This is a genomic window from Pacificibacter marinus (assembly GCF_018860505.1).
Lineage (GTDB): Bacteria > Pseudomonadota > Alphaproteobacteria > Rhodobacterales > Rhodobacteraceae > Celeribacter > Celeribacter marinus_B.
The window spans coordinates 1-16,077 of record NZ_JAHKPU010000020.1; the positions used below are offsets into that span (position 1 = coordinate 1).

General features: G+C 52.6%; 14 protein-coding genes and 1 tRNA gene. 4 read left to right on the top strand and 11 right to left on the bottom strand.

Annotated features, from left to right (window positions below; genetic code table 11):
• Nucleotides 1-197: 197 nt before the first annotated feature.
• From msrQ to clpB, 4 genes are all read right to left on the bottom strand, one after another.
• Complete coding sequence (msrQ, locus tag KO503_RS07720) at nt 198-827, bottom strand: protein-methionine-sulfoxide reductase heme-binding subunit MsrQ (RefSeq protein WP_215990981.1); 630 nt, start codon at nt 825-827, stop codon at nt 198-200.
• 66 nt (nt 828-893) lie between these two features.
• Nucleotides 894-1,838, bottom strand: a complete 945-nt coding sequence (gene msrP / locus KO503_RS07725) for a protein-methionine-sulfoxide reductase catalytic subunit MsrP (protein WP_215990982.1) — start codon at nt 1,836-1,838, stop codon at nt 894-896.
• Nucleotides 1,839-1,905: 67 nt separating this feature from the next.
• Nucleotides 1,906-3,402: an FMN-binding glutamate synthase family protein gene (locus tag KO503_RS07730; protein WP_252730994.1), complete on the bottom strand. Its 1,497-nt coding sequence runs from the start codon at nt 3,400-3,402 to the stop codon at nt 1,906-1,908.
• 211 nt (nt 3,403-3,613) lie between these two features.
• Nucleotides 3,614-6,232, bottom strand: a complete 2,619-nt coding sequence (clpB, locus tag KO503_RS07735) for an ATP-dependent chaperone ClpB (protein WP_215990983.1) — start codon at nt 6,230-6,232, stop codon at nt 3,614-3,616.
• Nucleotides 6,233-6,469: 237 nt separating this feature from the next.
• Here clpB and pyrF point away from each other — a divergent pair, with 237 nt between their 5' ends.
• The gene (gene pyrF, locus KO503_RS07740; protein ID WP_215990984.1) at nt 6,470-7,174 is read left to right on the top strand and encodes an orotidine-5'-phosphate decarboxylase; all 705 of its coding nucleotides are present in this window, start codon (nt 6,470-6,472) and stop codon (nt 7,172-7,174) included.
• On the opposite strand, the gene KO503_RS07745 is transcribed toward pyrF, so the two are convergent.
• From KO503_RS07745 to KO503_RS07755, 3 genes are read right to left on the bottom strand one after another with little or no spacing between them, the layout of a single operon-like run.
• The gene (locus KO503_RS07745; protein WP_215990985.1) at nt 7,171-7,614 is read right to left on the bottom strand and encodes an NUDIX domain-containing protein; all 444 of its coding nucleotides are present in this window, start codon (nt 7,612-7,614) and stop codon (nt 7,171-7,173) included. The genes pyrF and KO503_RS07745 overlap by 4 nt on opposite strands.
• A gap of 8 nt (nt 7,615-7,622) precedes the next feature.
• Nucleotides 7,623-7,919, bottom strand: a complete 297-nt coding sequence (locus KO503_RS07750; protein WP_354667579.1) for an NfeD family protein — start codon at nt 7,917-7,919, stop codon at nt 7,623-7,625.
• Nucleotides 7,919-8,812, bottom strand: coding sequence for an SPFH domain-containing protein (locus tag KO503_RS07755; RefSeq protein ID WP_215990986.1), 894 nt, complete (start codon nt 8,810-8,812; stop codon nt 7,919-7,921). The genes KO503_RS07750 and KO503_RS07755 overlap by 1 nt, the downstream gene beginning before the upstream one ends.
• Nucleotides 8,813-8,906: 94 nt before the next feature.
• Between KO503_RS07755 and KO503_RS07760 the strand changes: the two genes are divergently transcribed.
• On the top strand, nt 8,907-10,157 hold the full coding sequence (locus KO503_RS07760) for a DNA polymerase IV (RefSeq protein WP_215990987.1): 1,251 nt from the start codon (nt 8,907-8,909) through the stop codon (nt 10,155-10,157).
• Between the two features lie 20 nt (nt 10,158-10,177).
• Here KO503_RS07760 and KO503_RS07765 read toward each other — a convergent pair whose 3' ends face one another.
• A complete protein-coding gene (locus KO503_RS07765) occupies nt 10,178-11,038 on the bottom strand; it encodes an N-formylglutamate amidohydrolase (RefSeq protein WP_215990988.1) in 861 nt (286 codons plus the stop codon).
• Between the two features lie 175 nt (nt 11,039-11,213).
• On the opposite strand from KO503_RS07765, the gene KO503_RS07770 reads away from it, so the two are divergent.
• A tRNA-Val gene (locus KO503_RS07770) sits at nt 11,214-11,288 on the top strand.
• A 59-nt stretch (nt 11,289-11,347) separates the two neighbouring features.
• Nucleotides 11,348-11,473 carry a type B 50S ribosomal protein L36 gene (gene ykgO / locus KO503_RS07775; protein WP_085850311.1) on the top strand — a complete coding sequence of 42 codons (126 nt, stop codon included), beginning with the start codon at nt 11,348-11,350 and terminating at the stop codon, nt 11,471-11,473.
• 91 nt (nt 11,474-11,564) lie between these two features.
• Here ykgO and KO503_RS07780 read toward each other — a convergent pair whose 3' ends face one another.
• The 3 genes from KO503_RS07780 to mutL all read right to left on the bottom strand — a co-directional run bounded on the left by KO503_RS07780 (nt 11,565) and on the right by mutL (nt 16,036).
• Nucleotides 11,565-12,728: an MFS transporter gene (locus tag KO503_RS07780; protein WP_215990989.1), complete on the bottom strand. Its 1,164-nt coding sequence runs from the start codon at nt 12,726-12,728 to the stop codon at nt 11,565-11,567.
• A gap of 72 nt (nt 12,729-12,800) precedes the next feature.
• A complete protein-coding gene (locus tag KO503_RS07785; RefSeq protein ID WP_252731005.1) occupies nt 12,801-14,108 on the bottom strand; it encodes a DNA recombination protein RmuC in 1,308 nt (435 codons plus the stop codon).
• Nucleotides 14,108-16,036 carry a DNA mismatch repair endonuclease MutL gene (gene mutL, locus KO503_RS07790; protein ID WP_215990991.1) on the bottom strand — a complete coding sequence of 643 codons (1,929 nt, stop codon included), beginning with the start codon at nt 16,034-16,036 and terminating at the stop codon, nt 14,108-14,110. The genes KO503_RS07785 and mutL overlap by 1 nt, the downstream gene beginning before the upstream one ends.
• Between the last annotated feature and the right edge of the window lie 41 nt (nt 16,037-16,077).

Consider the following 16,077-nt stretch of genomic DNA (forward strand, 5'->3'; position numbering starts at 1 on the left):
CTTTCTTGAAAAAATGCGTAACAGTCTGAAAAGCAACAATAAAAAATGGACTTCTGCACAATCGCACCTCAACCTCAGGCTTTCGCTTGATCCAAGCTTGTTGTCGCGAACAGTTCACCCACCATATGTAGTGACGCGCCATGTCAAATGCCACTCGCCACCTATACGCTGTGCGAATCCGCAGGCATTCGCCTTGATCAGGATCTTGCCACGCGCCGTTTGGGTTTCACCCGCAATGCTAACAACCCCAAGATAACAGCCAAATAGATCAATGGCTCAAGCTGCCAGCCTTTGACCAACCAAACGAAATGAACCCCGCCCAGTATGACCGCAGGGTAAGTGAGTTTGTGTAGGCTACGCCATTTGGGGCCAAGCCTACGCAGTGACCAATTGTTCGATGTGATCGCCAAAGGGATCATCAACACGAAAGCTGCCATCCCGATGGTAATATAGGGGCGCTTGATGATGTCTTTTACGATTTGGTCAACGATCTGCACATCCAGAACCAACCAGACCAACAAATGTAAGAAAATGTAGAAGAACCCGATTAGCCCAAGTGCACGGCGAAACTTGATCAGGCTGATACCCGTAAGACGCCGCAGCGGAGAGATCGCCAGCACAGCAATCAAAACTTGAAGCCCCAGCTCCCCCATTTCATGCTCAAGCGATTTGACGGGATCGACGCCAAGCTTTCCATTCAAGGCCGCAAAAAACATGAAGACCGGAGGGATCACAGCGACAATATAAAGTGGCCACGCAGGAACGCGACGCAAAACCCCGTTCACGGCTTGGGCAATGGTTTGTTTGGTTTGCGTGAAAGAAGTCATCTGAGGTCCTTGTGCGAAGCAATATAAAAGAGGCAGCAGCCGCCGCCCCTGTTGATACGAAATGGCTTAGTAGTTTTTTGTGAGATCAAGATCTTTGTAGAGATCGCCGACCTGCTCTTCGTAACCATTGAATTTGACCGTTTGCAGTCGATTGGCAAATAGACCCCCGCCGATGCGGCGCTCGGAGGATTGTGTCCAACGCGGGTGGCTGACTTCTGGGTTAACGTTCGAGTAGAAGCCATACTCTCTCGCGTTGATCGATTTCCATGTATTGAGGGGCTGGGTGTCTGTCAGTGTGATCTTCACGATCGATTTGATAGATTTGAAACCATATTTCCAAGGCACGACCAAACGCAGTGGCGCACCATTTTGATTTGGCAGCTCCTTACCATACAGACCCGTCGCCATAAGCGTCAAAGGATGCATCGCCTCATCAAGGCGCAATCCTTCAACGTAAGGCCAATCCAGCAGGGCACGTTTTTGACCTGGCATTTCCTCAGGGCGAAACAGTGTTTCAAAGCGCACGTATTTAGCAGTGGACTGAATGCCCGCCAAGTTTAACAGCTGGTTCAACTCAAACCCATTCCAAGGGATAACCATCGACCAAGCTTCGACACAACGGAAACGATAGATACGTTCGTCGATATCCACCTTGGCCAAAATATCCGCAAGATCATAGGAACCAGGACGATCAACCAAACCGTCGATTTCCACAGCCCACGGATCAGTCGTCAGGGTATGCGCATTCTTCGCAGGATCTTCTTTGCCTGTGCCGAACTCATAGAAGTTATTATAGGACGTAATCTCTTCAAATGTGTTTGGCTTTTCAGTCGTATCGAACCCGTTAATTTCGAAATCAGGCGCATCTTGTGCGCGTGCAGGTGATGCCCCAAGCAACCCAGCACCAAGTGCGGCGCCTCCTCCAACCAAACCACTCATTAAGCTGCGGCGATTGAGGTAGGTGCTTTCCGGCGTAATAGCTGAATACTTTAGGTCGCTTTTAAATGTCATGACGGGCTCTCCACGGTGATTTCGTTATAGATAGCCCGACACGCACATTTCTCAAAGCAAACTCATGTCACGTCTTCGTTGACTCTTTGTAACTTGGCACAATGCGCTCTAACTCTCGGGACGTGCCATCCGCCTGTACAATCCTAACATGATGACGACGCATTTGGCGCGGTTCAAGCACGCCAACCGAATGCGCAATGGTTTCAAGCTCCTTTATTGACGCAACAGCATAAGCAGCCACTTTTTTGTATTTGTCTTCGACAACCAAGCCGCCTTGTAAATGCGGGTCGTGTGTCGTGATACCTGTTGGGCAAGTATTTTTGTTGCACTTCAACGCCTGAATGCAGCCAAGGCTAAACATAAAACCACGCGCAGAACATACGAAATCCGCGCCTGCACAAATAGCCCAAGCCAAGTCCGCGGGGTTCACCAGCTTACCGCCAGCAATAATCCGAATGCGATCATGCAATCCGTATTTGTCACGCAAATCAACGATACGGATCAAAGACTCTTTGATTGGCATGCCAACCAAATCCATCAGGGGCATTGGCGCAGCGCCCGTGCCGCCTTCACCACCATCGATGGTGATAAAGTCTGGCGCTGAATCAACTCCGCGCTCTTTGATCAAGGCAAAGAATTTGTCCCATGGCCGCGACGAACCAACCACAAATTTAAATCCAACAGGTTTGCCTGTAACCTCACGGATATGGCCGATGAAATCCAACAGATCACCGAAGTCATCGACTTCGCGGTGACGATTGGGCGAAATACCGTCCTCGCCTGGTTTCAACCCACGGATTTGCGCAATCTCAGGCGTGATTTTGGCGGCGGGCAAAATACCGCCTTTACCCGGCTTCGCGCCTTGGCTCAGCTTGATCTCAAACATGCGAACAGTTTCATGCGCGGCCATGGCACGCAATTTATCGTCATCAAGATTGCCAGCCTCGTCGCGGATGCCGTATTTTGCAGTGCCGATTTGATAGACCAAATCAGCGCCGCCCTCGAGGTGAAACGGGGACAACCCGCCTTCGCCTGTGTTGAGCCAAATGCCAGCTTCTTTGGCACCTCTGGATAAAGCCAAGACCGCAGGCTTTGAAATTGCACCAAAAGACATGCCAGAGATGTTGAAAATTGAATTCGCGGTAAAGGGAGTTCGGCAATTTTCACCAATAACCATCGGGTCCGTGGTCGCGAATTGATCGTCAAGCGGTGGAAAGGTTGCATTGGCGAAAATAGTCGTGCCGGGCACAGACAGGTTCCGCGTGGACCCGAACGCAATGGTATTGCCTTTTTTATCCGCCGCGCGATAAATCCAATCACGTTGCGCCCGATTGAACGGTAATTCTTCGCGGTCCATCGCAAAAAAATACTGACGAAAGAATTCGCCCAATTCAGTGAACAGGCTGCGAAAATGCCCAATGACTGGATAGTTGCGCAAAACTGCATCGCGTGTTTGCCGCTTATCAAACACATACAACACTATCGCGCCTAGCACCACGGCACCTAACACAAAGACAAAAAACAGCGCCATCACTTGCAGCGCACCCATTGCCCAACTCCACATATTACTTTCCTAACCCGATTTGTATTGGCGCGACCCTGCCATAAATAAAATAAGAGACAACTCTGTTAGCGCTATCCAGCCCTCAAATCTGCCTATTTTTTCAGCATACTTTCGCATGCAAGATAAGAACAGATTGTCACCAATGAATATCACACGAAAAAGGCGGCTCTTTGTAGAGCCGCCTTTCAGTATAGCTGTATTCGATCAATGTTTAATGAACAATCGCGTCATCTGGCTTTGGGCGATTTGAAGCCCCCTTGCGATCGCCGATGATCAACCCATCAGCACCCGCTGTGACCTCGATGGCCTCGCCATCTTTGAGGTCGCCAGCCAACAATCGTTCTGCAAGCGGATCTTGCAAAGCACGTTGAATCACCCGTTTAAGCGGACGCGCCCCAAACACAGGATCATACCCCTCATCCGCAAGCCAAGCTTTGGCCCCATCATCAAGCACGATAGACATGTTGCGTCGCGCAAGGCGTTTGTCCAAGAGCCCAAGCTGGATCTGAACGATGCCCCCCATATCGGCCCGCGCCAAGCGATCAAAGATGATGGTTTCATCCAAACGGTTCAAGAACTCAGGCCGGAAATGGGCGCGCACGGCATCCATGACATCGCGTTTCGCCGCCGCAGGATCAGCCCCATCAGGCATTTGACTCAGCGCCTGCGCCCCAAGGTTCGACGTAAGGATGATCAGCGTTTGCTTGAAATCCACAGTTCGCCCTTGGCCGTCTGTCAACACACCGTCATCAAGCACCTGCAACAACACGTTGAACACATCAGGATGTGCTTTTTCAACTTCGTCGAACAGAACCACCTGATAAGGCCTGCGCCGCACAGCTTCGGTCAAAACGCCACCTTCGTCATAACCGACATAGCCGGGAGGCGCCCCGATCAAACGCGACACAGCGTGCTTTTCCATGAACTCGGACATATCAATCCGAACCATCGCATTGTCATCGTCGAACAAGAACTCGGCGACGGCTTTGGTCAGCTCGGTTTTACCCACACCCGTTGGCCCAAGAAATAAGAACGATCCCAAAGGACGGTTCTCGTCGTTCAAACCAGCACGCGCGCGGCGCACAGCATTGGCGACAGCACGCACCGCACTGTGTTGACCGATGACGCGATTGTGCAACGCGTCTTCCATGCGCAACAATTTTTCGCGGTCGCCTTCGAGCATCTTAGAAGTCGGAATCCCCGTCCAACGCTCGACCACTTCTGCGATTTGCTCAGGGCGCACGGCTTCCTCGACCAAAAGGTCTTGAGCCTCGTGACCCTCTGCGGATTCGACCTGTTTTTCCAGCTGCGGGATCACACCGTAAGACAGCTCGCCCGCTTTGGCCAAGTTGCCTTCGCGTTTGGCGATTTCCAAATCAGCGCGCGCACGATCCAGTTTTTCTTTAATGTCACGTGTGCCTTCCAGCTTGTCACGTTCCGCTTGCCATTTGGCCGTCATGCCTGCGGATTTTTCCTGCAAATCAGCCAGCTCTTTTTCAAGTTTTTCCAAACGATCTTTGGAGGCAGCATCATCTTCTTTAGACAATGCCATGGCCTCGATCTGAAGCTGCAAAATTTGGCGATCCAACTGGTCCAGCTCTTCTGGCTTGCTGTCCACTTCCATACGCAATCGACTGCCAGCCTCGTCGATCAAATCGATAGCTTTGTCCGGCAAAAACCGATCCGTGATGTAACGATGCGACAGCGTTGCTGCCGCCACCAATGCTGCGTCCGAAATCCGCACACCGTGGTGCACTTCGTATTTTTCTTTAATGCCGCGTAAAATGGATATCGTATCTTCGACAGTTGGTTCTTCAACCATGATTGGTTGGAAACGCCGTGCCAAGGCCGCGTCTTTTTCGACGTATTTGCGATATTCGTCCAAAGTGGTCGCGCCGATACAATGCAGCTCGCCACGCGCCAGCGCAGGCTTGATCAGGTTGGCCGCATCCATCGCGCCATCACTTTTGCCTGCGCCAACAAGCGTGTGCATTTCATCGATGAACAGAATGATTTCGCCAGAGGCCGCTTCGATCTCTTTCAAAATCGATTTGAGCCGCTCTTCGAATTCACCACGATATTTTGCACCCGCAATCAGCGCGCCCATATCAAGCGCCATCAGTTTCTTGTTGCGCAGGGATTCAGGCACATCGCCATCAATGATGCGCAGGGCGAGACCTTCAGCGATCGCGGTTTTACCCACGCCCGGCTCCCCGATCAAAACAGGGTTATTTTTGGTACGACGTGACAAGACCTGCATGGCGCGGCGGATTTCTTCATCACGACCAATAATAGGGTCGATTTTGCCCTCTTCGGCGGCCTCAGTCAGATCGCGTGCGTATTTTTTCAACGCGTCATAGCCGTCTTCAGCCGAGGCACTATCAGCCGTGCGGCCTTTGCGGATATCATTGATCGCGGCATTGAGTTTCATCGCCGTGATGCCGCCCCCCACAAGTGCGTCTTTCGCGGCAGATTTTACCACAGCAAGCGCCGTTAAGATGCGCTCAACAGGGACAAAGCTGTCACCTGCTTTGGTGGCGATTTTCTCGGCCTCATCCAGCACCTTGGCGGTGGATTGATCCATATAAGTTTGCCCTGCATCGCCAGAGACGCGCGGTACTTTGGCCAGCGCTGTGTCGACGACTTCAGTCACGACTTTCGCATCGCCGCCAGCGCTGGTGATCAGTCCAGAGGCGAGTCCTTCGGGATCATCCAAAAGCGCTTTAAGCAAATGCTCAGGGCTTAATTTTTGGTGGCTTTCGCGCATTGCAATGGTTTGTGCAGCCTGCAAAAACCCGCGTGAGCGTTCTGTGAACTTTTCCATGTCCATCATCGTATCCTTTCAAATAAGCGTCCCAAATGCACAGCGCCCAAATGCGGCGCGCTTTGCGGTGGAACCTTGATCTTTATGTGGTTGGCACTCGGCCCCAATTCAAGATCACAAATACGAGAAGTTTGCGCCCTGATATGGCTCAATGTCAGAGGTTCAGTGACATGTTATAATGCCCACGGCTTGTCTCATGTCAGTGATGGCAATATGAGAGGTGCAAATCATAGGAGCCAGACCATGACCGCACCCGCAGATGACCGCCTAATCGTAGCCCTCGATGTTCCAAATGTGATCAAAGGCCTTGAGGTCGCCAAACAGATTGGTGACGCAGTATCCTTTTATAAAATCGGGTTGGGTATGCTCACAGGTGGCGGGCTGGCTTTGGCCAATGAACTCAAACAAGAGCACGGTAAAAAGATTTTTCTCGACATGAAATTCTTTGACATCGGCGCGACGGTGGAAAACGCGGTACGCGGCACAGCGCAGTTTGATATCGATTTTCTGACGGTCCATGGTGACCCTTATGTGGTCGAAGCTGCTAAACAAGGCGCGTCAAGGTCGGACATGAAAATTTTGGCAGTGACCATTTTGACCTCTTTGGATCGAGCTGACTTGGATGGGGCATTGATCAAGTCAGGCGAAATTAAAGATTTGGTCCAAGAACGCGCAGGCAATGCCTTACGGGCTGGCGCAGATGGTGTGATTTGCTCCCCGCAAGAAGCTGTCCTTGTACGCGCCCTGCCAGAAGCAGAAGGCAAATTGATCGTCACCCCTGGTGTGCGCCCAACAGGTGCTGCCCTTGGGGATCAAAAACGTGTGGCAACCCCTGCGCAGGCCATCAAAGACGGGGTCGATCACATGGTTGTGGGCCGCCCTATTTGGCAAGCAGCCGATCCACGCCAAGCGGCTTTGGCGATTTTGGACGAGATCAAAAACGCCTAAATCCTTTCATTGAGCGTCATAAGTGCGCGCGACAATCTTGCGCGTATCAGCTCAATCGAATCCTTGCGCGATAAATATTCTGATACAGGCATCCAGCACCAACGCTGGCCCTCGTCCCCCAAGGTAATACCACTGTCTGGCAGATCATCCCAACGCGCGACAAAAAAATGCACAGCCACATCTGGCTGTGCCGATGATTTTCGTTCTTTAGCATGATAAATAATTTTGCTTGGATCAAGCGTCACGGACAACTCTTCGAACAGCTCACGCGCAGCAGTCTGGATCGGAGTTTCGTCACCCTCGCGCCCGCCCCCCGGCAAGTCCCAGTGATTGGGAAAAGCTATGTCAGGCTGATCATCGCGCAGAAGCGACAAAACATCTCCCCCGCGCAAGATTGCTATTTTCGCGCCATCAAAATCGTCAACAGCGTCGTTAGACATAGGGGGCTTCAAACGTCATCGTTGATGTCTTTGTCCCAGATTTTGACTTGGCCTTTACGCACCCCAAAGATGCGGCGCATGACATACCATGCCGCCATCGAAACAACAGCAAAGATAAGCGCCAAGATCGCAGGGTTGCCTGACCCAAGGCCAAGCCCCAAAAGAGCCGCCACAACGGACGCCCCTGCCCCAAATCCCAAAAAAAGGAACCCCGGCGCAAAGACTTCAAGCACTAGCAAAGCAACAGCCCCGAGGCCCCAAATCCACCAAAGCGCCCAAATATCGACTGGCGTCATCGGATCCATTATTTCTTGCCTCCGAACAACTTAAACGCATCACCGAAGGCATCAAGTGCCGCAGCAGGCACGATCACGGTTTGACTGCCTGTGCCGTTGCCGACAGCTGTCAGCGCCTCGACCTGTTTCAACGCCACTTGGTATTGCGCGGCTTCAATGCCGTTTTCGGTGATCGCTTCGGCCACAACAGCCGTTGCATAAGCCTCTGCATCCGCCTCAATACGGCGCGCTTTGGCGATTTGTTCAGCCGCATAGAGTTGTGCATCGGCGTTCAATTCAACAGACCGCTTAGACCCTTCGGCCTCGGTCACGGCTGCACGACGCGCGCGCTCGGCGTTGAGCTGTTGCAGCATCGCGGCGCGGGTCGCCTCATCAAGGTTTACGTCCAAAATCTCGGCCCGCGTGACTTCGATTCCCCAGTCATCCACGGCGCTTTCAACCTGCGCTTTGATCGTCTCGATCAGGCTAGAGCGGTTCGATTGCACTTGGTCGAGTTCCATCTTGCCGATCTCAGAACGCACAACACCGGCCACAGTCGTGGCAATCGCGCCATCGACATCGCGAATACGGTACACCGTGCGCTCAGGTTCAGTGATACGGTAAAACACAGAGGTTTCCACTTTTACCAGCGCGTTGTCAGACGTAATCGCGTCTTGCATCGCATTGGGCAATTGGCGTTCCAAAATGGAAATTTTATGCGCCACGCGGTCGATCAAAGGGATTACAAAGTTGATCCCAGGTCCAAGCACCGTACGCAAACGACCAAAACGTTCGACAACAAACTTTTCAGATTGCGGCACGATGCGCACGCCCTTGAAGACAAGCAAGACGATAAACGCGGCAATCGCCAGCACCACAAGATTACCACCTGTTAAAAACGCAGGAATTCCATATTCAATCATGACTACACCACTCGTTTGTTTGTATCTATTTAGATAGTGTCTATCCAAATTCAAACTGCACGTATAGAGCAGCCAGTCCAAAACCGAGGGTTCGATGCCAAATCTGTGCCGTGATTGTTTGACCACCTTTGAGGCTGGCGCGCGCTGCCCGTCCTGTGGTCGACCGCGCGTACTATCGCATCCTGAACTGTATGAACTGAGCATCGCACATATGGACTGCGACGCTTTTTTTGCTTCGGTTGAAAAACGCGACAATCCTGATTTGCGCGACAAACCTGTGATCATCGGTGGCGGCAAACGCGGGGTTGTATCGACCGCCTGCTACATCGCACGCGTCAAAGGTGTGCGGTCTGCCATGCCCATGTTTAAAGCCCTGCAACTGTGCCCAGAAGCCGTGGTCGTCCCACCCCGCATGTCGGCCTATAGCGAGGCCTCCAAAGCCATTCGCGAAATGATGGACGAGCTGACGCCCAAGGTCGAACCCCTGTCCTTGGATGAGGCATTCATGGACCTGAGCGGCACAGCAACTCTGCACGGCGCACCGCCCGCTGTGATGCTCGCGCGATTGGTCAAACGCATGCAGCAAGAGCTTGGCTTAACCGGATCAATCGGCCTTAGTCATAATAAGTTCTTGGCCAAAATCGCCTCTGATTTGGATAAACCACGCGGGTTTTCTGTCATCGGGATGGCGGAAACCGAAAGCTTTCTCGCGGACAAACCCATCAAACTCATCTGGGGTGTTGGCAAAGTCGGGCAAGCCTCGCTTGAGAAAGCAGGCATTCGCACCTTTGCCGATTTACGCCGATGGGAGCGTGATGATTTGCATGTCCGGTTTGGATCGATGGGCGACCATCTGTGGCATCTGGCACGCGGTCTAGATGCGCGACGGATTTCGCAACGCCGAATCGTTAAATCCATATCAAAAGAAACCACGTTTTCAGCGGATACCATGGCGATAGATGTGCTCGACAAACATATTTGGCGCTTGTCAGAACAGGTCTCTGATCGCGCCAAGACAAAGGCGCAAGCGGGCCATGTCGTCACGTTAAAACTGAAGCGCGCCAATCATACGTCTTTAACTCGGCGCCTAACGTTATCCAGTCCAACGAATTTGGCGGATCAAATCTATCGCACCGCACGCGGGTTACTGGACCAAGCCATCGCTGAGGGACCTTTCCGGTTAATCGGCGTTGGCATCAGCAATCTCGTCTCAGACGACGGTGCGAATCTATCGGCTGACATGCTTGATCCCGATGCGGGTAAACGCGCGGATGCGGAACGTGCCCGCGACGAAATTCGCCGCAAATTTGGCAAGGACGCGATCATCAAAGGCCGGTCTTTGTAGCCATCAAGTTCGCACGCTGATCATTCTGCCGCCAAAGGTAATCGTCCCGCATCCAATTGCGTGATACGCCGCGCAGCCCCGCTGAGTCTTTGTTTAACGTCATCAAACGCGCTTAAGGGAATCAAAGTTTTCTCATCCATATAAAGCGAACGATCAATTTCAATTTGCACACAATGTTGGTGCTGTCTTGGCCGCCCATAATGCTGAGAAATATAAGCTCCTGCAAAAGGCACATTGCGTAGCACTTCAAACCCTTCGGCGCGAAACGCGGCCTCGACCCCGTCAACCAAAGCGCTGCTCGCTGAGGCGCCATAACGATCCCCGATCACGATTTCGGGCCGCACACCCTTTGGCGTTTTGACCTGTTTAAGTGCTTCACGCGGCATTGAATGGCAATCAACCAACAGCGCTTGACCGAAAAGGGTCTTGGTTTCACGCAAAAGCGTCTCAAGCATTAAGTGATATGGCTGCCACACTTGGGCGATGCGCACATCGGCCTCTGCGCGCGTAAGCTTGCCGCTGTAAATCGCGCGCCCTCCCGCCACCACTCGGGGAATCACACCCAAGCCCGACAATACCCGCGCATTCAACCCGCGCCCGAAAACAGAATCAATCAATGCAGGGTCCAGCTCGTCACTTCTTCTGTTCAAATCGACCCAAGCCCTTGGATAGGTTGCATTTAAAAATATAGCGCCATAGCTGGGCGTGTCCGAAAAAAGCCGATCAACATAGGCATCTTCGGACGACCTGAGCGTAAAAGGGTCTAAAATCGAGCGTTTCAACATGTCAGAGGGATATTCGCACCCACTGTGAGGCGAAGAAAACACAACGCATGACGTGCGCTTTTCAGGTCGGCATAGCCGATAAGGAACCTTGTTCATGTCGTTGCCCTTTCACAGAAAACTATAGCTTTCGATTTTCCTTTCCAAAAGCCCTTGATCAATGCTCCGACTCCTTTTATACGCCCTCGGACTGACGTGGGAGAGACCTACGCTTTGATTGCTAACACCCTTGTGGCCGGATCAATTAAAACGTAATACTCCCTTGGACGAAAATGGGTGTATAGCTCAGTGGTAGAGCACTTCGTTGACATCGAAGGGGTCACAAGTTCGAACCTTGTTATACCCACCATCGTTCCGTTAGATAGGTTTTAACTGGCGCACGCAGGCGCCGCGATAAGGAGACTGGACATGAAAGTTCGCAACTCACTCCGCTCGCTGAAAAGCCGGCACCGCGATTGTCGCATTGTGCGCCGTAAAGGTCGCGTTTATGTGATCAACAAAACGCAGCCACGCTTCAAAGCCCGTCAAGGCTAAGAGCTTCAGCAGCTTACTAAATTAAAAGAGCCGTTCAGGAAACTGAACGGTTCTTTTGTTTGAGTGGTCTCTATAAATATTTTCAACGGGCTCAGCCCCTGCGCAACCGTGCCAACCATAGATGAATCACAGCCCCACAACCAAATGTTGTGGCCGCAAAAATGATCAACCCATTCAAACCAAAGGCATTGGTAAGCAGAATCAACAGCGGCGTGCCAACCATATTGCCAGCATTGCCCAACTGCGCCAGTGCCCCATTGGCAAGAGCTTGGTCCTGCGGTGCGACATTCAAAACCGGAATGGCCGAAAAGCTACCGGCTTGCGCAAGGCCTGTCGTCGCTAAAATCGCAATGCCAGCCCATTCCACGGGCACGCCAAAAGCCAAAGACAGTGTCATGGCCATCGATATACAAAAGCCCCCGATGACAACAGGGATAGAGGTAAAACGCCGCACCAAAGCGATGCCCAAAGTCATTGAGACACACAGCGCAGACAAAGGCAAAATGCCGACCAACGCATGACGATGCTCTGGCGTAAAGAAATCGGGCATGACCGTGACCAGTGCCACAAATCCCGCTGCATAGAAAAACCAACCCGCCGCCGGTGCTACGATCCAAGGTGAAGTATAGGCCGTGATATGGCGCGCCACGATGGCCCGCAACGTCAATGGATCGGGCGAGCGTGGGATGATGTGACTTGGCAGAAAAATCCACACAGCAAACGCGGCAACGACCATGCCCACGCCGTGGCACAAAAACAAAAAAGGCACCCCAAAGCGATCCACAAGCGAGGTCCCACCCCACGAGAACACAGCAAAGGACACAGCAAAAACTGTACTCCACGACGCCATCGTCACGGCACGATGACGCGGTTCCGTAACCTGCCCCAAAACTGTGGGAGCTGCGACAACAATCAAAAGATGTGAAAGACCCTCGAACAAACGACTGATCAAAAAGGGTGCAAAGCTTGGGATCGAGCTTTGATAAATCGACAAACCAGCGCCCAAACACAGCGCCGCAACCAGCGGCTTACGCGCGCCCACTCTCGCGACAAATGCGCCAGCAAATAGCCCGCAGACCAAGCCAACCGTTGAAACCAGCGAAACGAGAAACCCAAGCGTTGCTCCATGTGACGAGAACGCCTCGCGAAAATAGGGAAATGTCACCGAAATTTTAGCGAATTGGCCTGCCGCCAAGACACCGCTAAGCCACAACACTATGACCAAAATAAAGGGGGTTCGTTTTACTACTGCCATAGGTGGAGTGATGCCCTCCGGACTGCTTCTTGGCAACCTCAATCCTTGCACTCCCTAAGGGTAAAAATGCACTCAGACCTTAGGCGTCAACGGCAACACATCAGTCGGTTGCACAGCCGGGGTGTCTGCAGCCAGTTCCTCGAAATCAAAATGATCCAGTCTGTGCGCACGCTTGCCAGCTTTGTCTGCCGAAATCTTGATGTCTTCGATGTCTTTTGCCGCCTGACCAAAATGGCGATCCAAATTGCCCACACGAGTGCCAAGCCGATCCACATCGCCCGCCAAAAGCGCCAGCTCTTTACGGATAGACCCTGCCTGTTCACGCATCCGCGCATCTTTTAGAATCGCGCGCATCGTGTGCAACGTCGCCATGCAGGTGGTGGGTGACACAATCCAAACACGTTTATCAAACCCCTCACGTACCAGCTCGGGAAAATTGGCATGCAACTCAGCATACACAGCCTCAGAAGGCAAAAACATCAAGGCACCGCCAGCAGTTTCGCCCTCAATGATATACTTGGTTGAAATATCATTGACGTGCTTTTTCACAGCTGTGCGCATCATCTTGGCCGCTTCATTCACTTCCCATTGGGTGCCTGCGCGCCGTAGGGCCTCATAGGCCTCAAGCGGGAACTTGCTATCGACAACAATCGATCCTGGAGGATTGGGCAAATGAATCAAACAGTCCGCACGTCTGCCGTTCGACAGTGTCGCTTGCAGAGTATAGCTGTCTTTTGGCAGAGCTTTGCCAACGATATCGTTAAGCTGGATTTCTCCAAACGCGCCACGTGTTTGCTTGTTCGACAAAATATCTTGCAGCGACAACACATTGCCCGACAGCTTTTCAATATTAGCCTGCGCTTTGTCGATGGTCTGCAAGCGCTCTTGCAACTCGCCCAGCGAACTCGCCGTATGCTTGGCGCTGCCCATAAGGCTTTGCCCCATTTTCTCTTGCATTTCGGTCATAGCGTTGTTAGTGCGCATCTGCATTTGCGATAGGTTCTCTTGCAGCTTGAGTTGCTGCGCGGCCATATTATCCGACATCTGCTGCTGCATCTTCGCGAGGTTCTCCCCCGTGCGCTGCTGCGAGGCCGACAGGTTTTCATGCAGATTCAGCTGCACTTCACCAAGGCGCTGTTCCATCAAATTGGTCAGCTGGTTCTGCGCAATGGCTTGCGTTTGTGCCACGCTGTTAAGACTACCGCTCAAGTGATCTTGGCTCGACGAGAGTTGCTCAACGCGGTGCCCGAGCATGGACATTTGCGCCATAGATTTCGACGTGCTGCGCAACACAGACCACAGCATTAACAAGATGATCACGAAGACCACCACGCCGCCAATCAGCGCATAGATCTGTATTTGGGGATCGTCTAAAATCATCATGTGCGTCCAAACAAACGTTCAATATCGGAGAGCTTTAGCTCCACATAGGTCGGGCGACCATGATTGCACTGCCCCGAATGGGGTGTTGATTCCATCTCACGTAACAGCGCGTTCATTTCTTCGCCGCGCATCCAACGCCCTGAGCGAATGGACCCGTGGCAGGCAACGCGTGACAACACCGCCTCGATGCGAGCTTGCACGGTATGACTGTCACCAAGGTCTGCCAATTCATCCAATATATCCGAAATCATCGCTGAAGCATCGACACGGCCTAAGATGGCAGGCGTTTCGCGCACAGCAATAGTTCCCGCGCCAAAGGCCTCGATCACCAGACCAAGTCCAGCCAAATCATCCGCCAAATCAAGCAGTGTTTGAGCATCATTTACGCCCAACTCAATCACTTCAGGAATCAGCAGCGCTTGCGATGCGACACCGTTTTCGGCCATCAGTTTCTTGAGTTTCTCATAGACCAGCCGCTCATGGGCGGCATGTTGATCGACAATCACGATACCTGTTTCGGTTTGCGCGATGATGTAGTTTTCATGCACCTGAGCCCGCGCGGCGCCCAATGGCAGTTTTTCAGCAGCGGGCTGACGTGCCACCTCTTCAACCCGTGCAGACGGCATGGCCACTTCAGCAAAACCAGGGACATCAGCACGCTCGGGCGCTTGCCACTCATAGCTGCTTTGAACACTGTCAGCGGATGGGCGCGGCGGCATTGTATAACCAGAGGATTCACGTCGATCCATTTGATAAATGCGCGGTGCAGCATCATCGGCTTGAAGATGATTTTGACGACCCAAGAATGATGTTTCTGGCTGCATAGCTTTCAACGTATCTTGTGCAACTGTCGTCGAGGCACGGTGCCCTGCGGCGGCCAGAGCGTTCCGCAGACCAGATACGATCAAACTGCGCGCCTCGGCAGGTTCACGAAATCGGACTTCAGATTTGGCTGGGTGCACATTCACATCCACACGGTGCGGATCTACGTCGATAAACAGGCAAGCAGCGGGATGACGGTCGCGACTGAGATAGTCAAAATAAGCGGCACGCAAGGCCCCAAGCAAAAGCCGATCTTGCACGGGGCGCCCGTTGACGAACAAGAACTGCGCCACAGAAGAGCCACGCGAATAGGTTGGCAAAGCGGCATAGCCCGTCAGATGTAGACCCTCGCGTTCTGCATCAATCGCCAACGCGTTTTCAGCGAACTCTTTACCCAAGACTGTCGCCAGTCGACCGTGCAGCGCATCGAACATATCACCCGTTTGCGGATCAGCGCGAAACGTCACGCGACCTTCGCCTCCGCCCGACACATCACGTAACACAAAGCCCACAAACGGTTCGGCCATCGCCAGACGTTTGACCACATCGGAAATAGCTTTGGCTTCGGCGCGGTCTGTGCGCAGAAATTTCAGCCGTGCAGGCGTAGCGAAAAACAGATCACGCAGCTCAACAACAGTGCCCTTTGTTAAGGCGGCAGGCTTGATTGGATCAAAGCGTCCACCCGAAATGGACAAAGAAACGCCGTCATGACCCTCGGCCCGTGACGTGATTTTCAAACGCCCAACAGCACCAAGCGATGGCAACGCCTCGCCCCGAAAACCAAAGGTGTGAATGTTCAACAGGTCTGTGCCGTCAATCTTGGATGTCGCATGACGTGACAGCGCAAGCGGCAAATCATCGGCGGTCATACCACAGCCATCATCAGTTACGCGGATCAAAGTCTTGCCACCATCGGCATAATCAACAGTGATACGGTGCGCACCTGCATCGATAGCGTTTTCAACCAGTTCTTTCACCGCAGAAGCGGGGCGTTCAACCACCTCGCCAGCAGCAATCCGATTGATCGCGCCCTCATCCAATTGACGGATAACAGGGCGCGATTCTGGCCCAGATTGGCCTATATTGAGGTCAGGAGAATTCATAGCACTAGAAATAGCATGAGGCCTCCCGATTCGGCCATGTT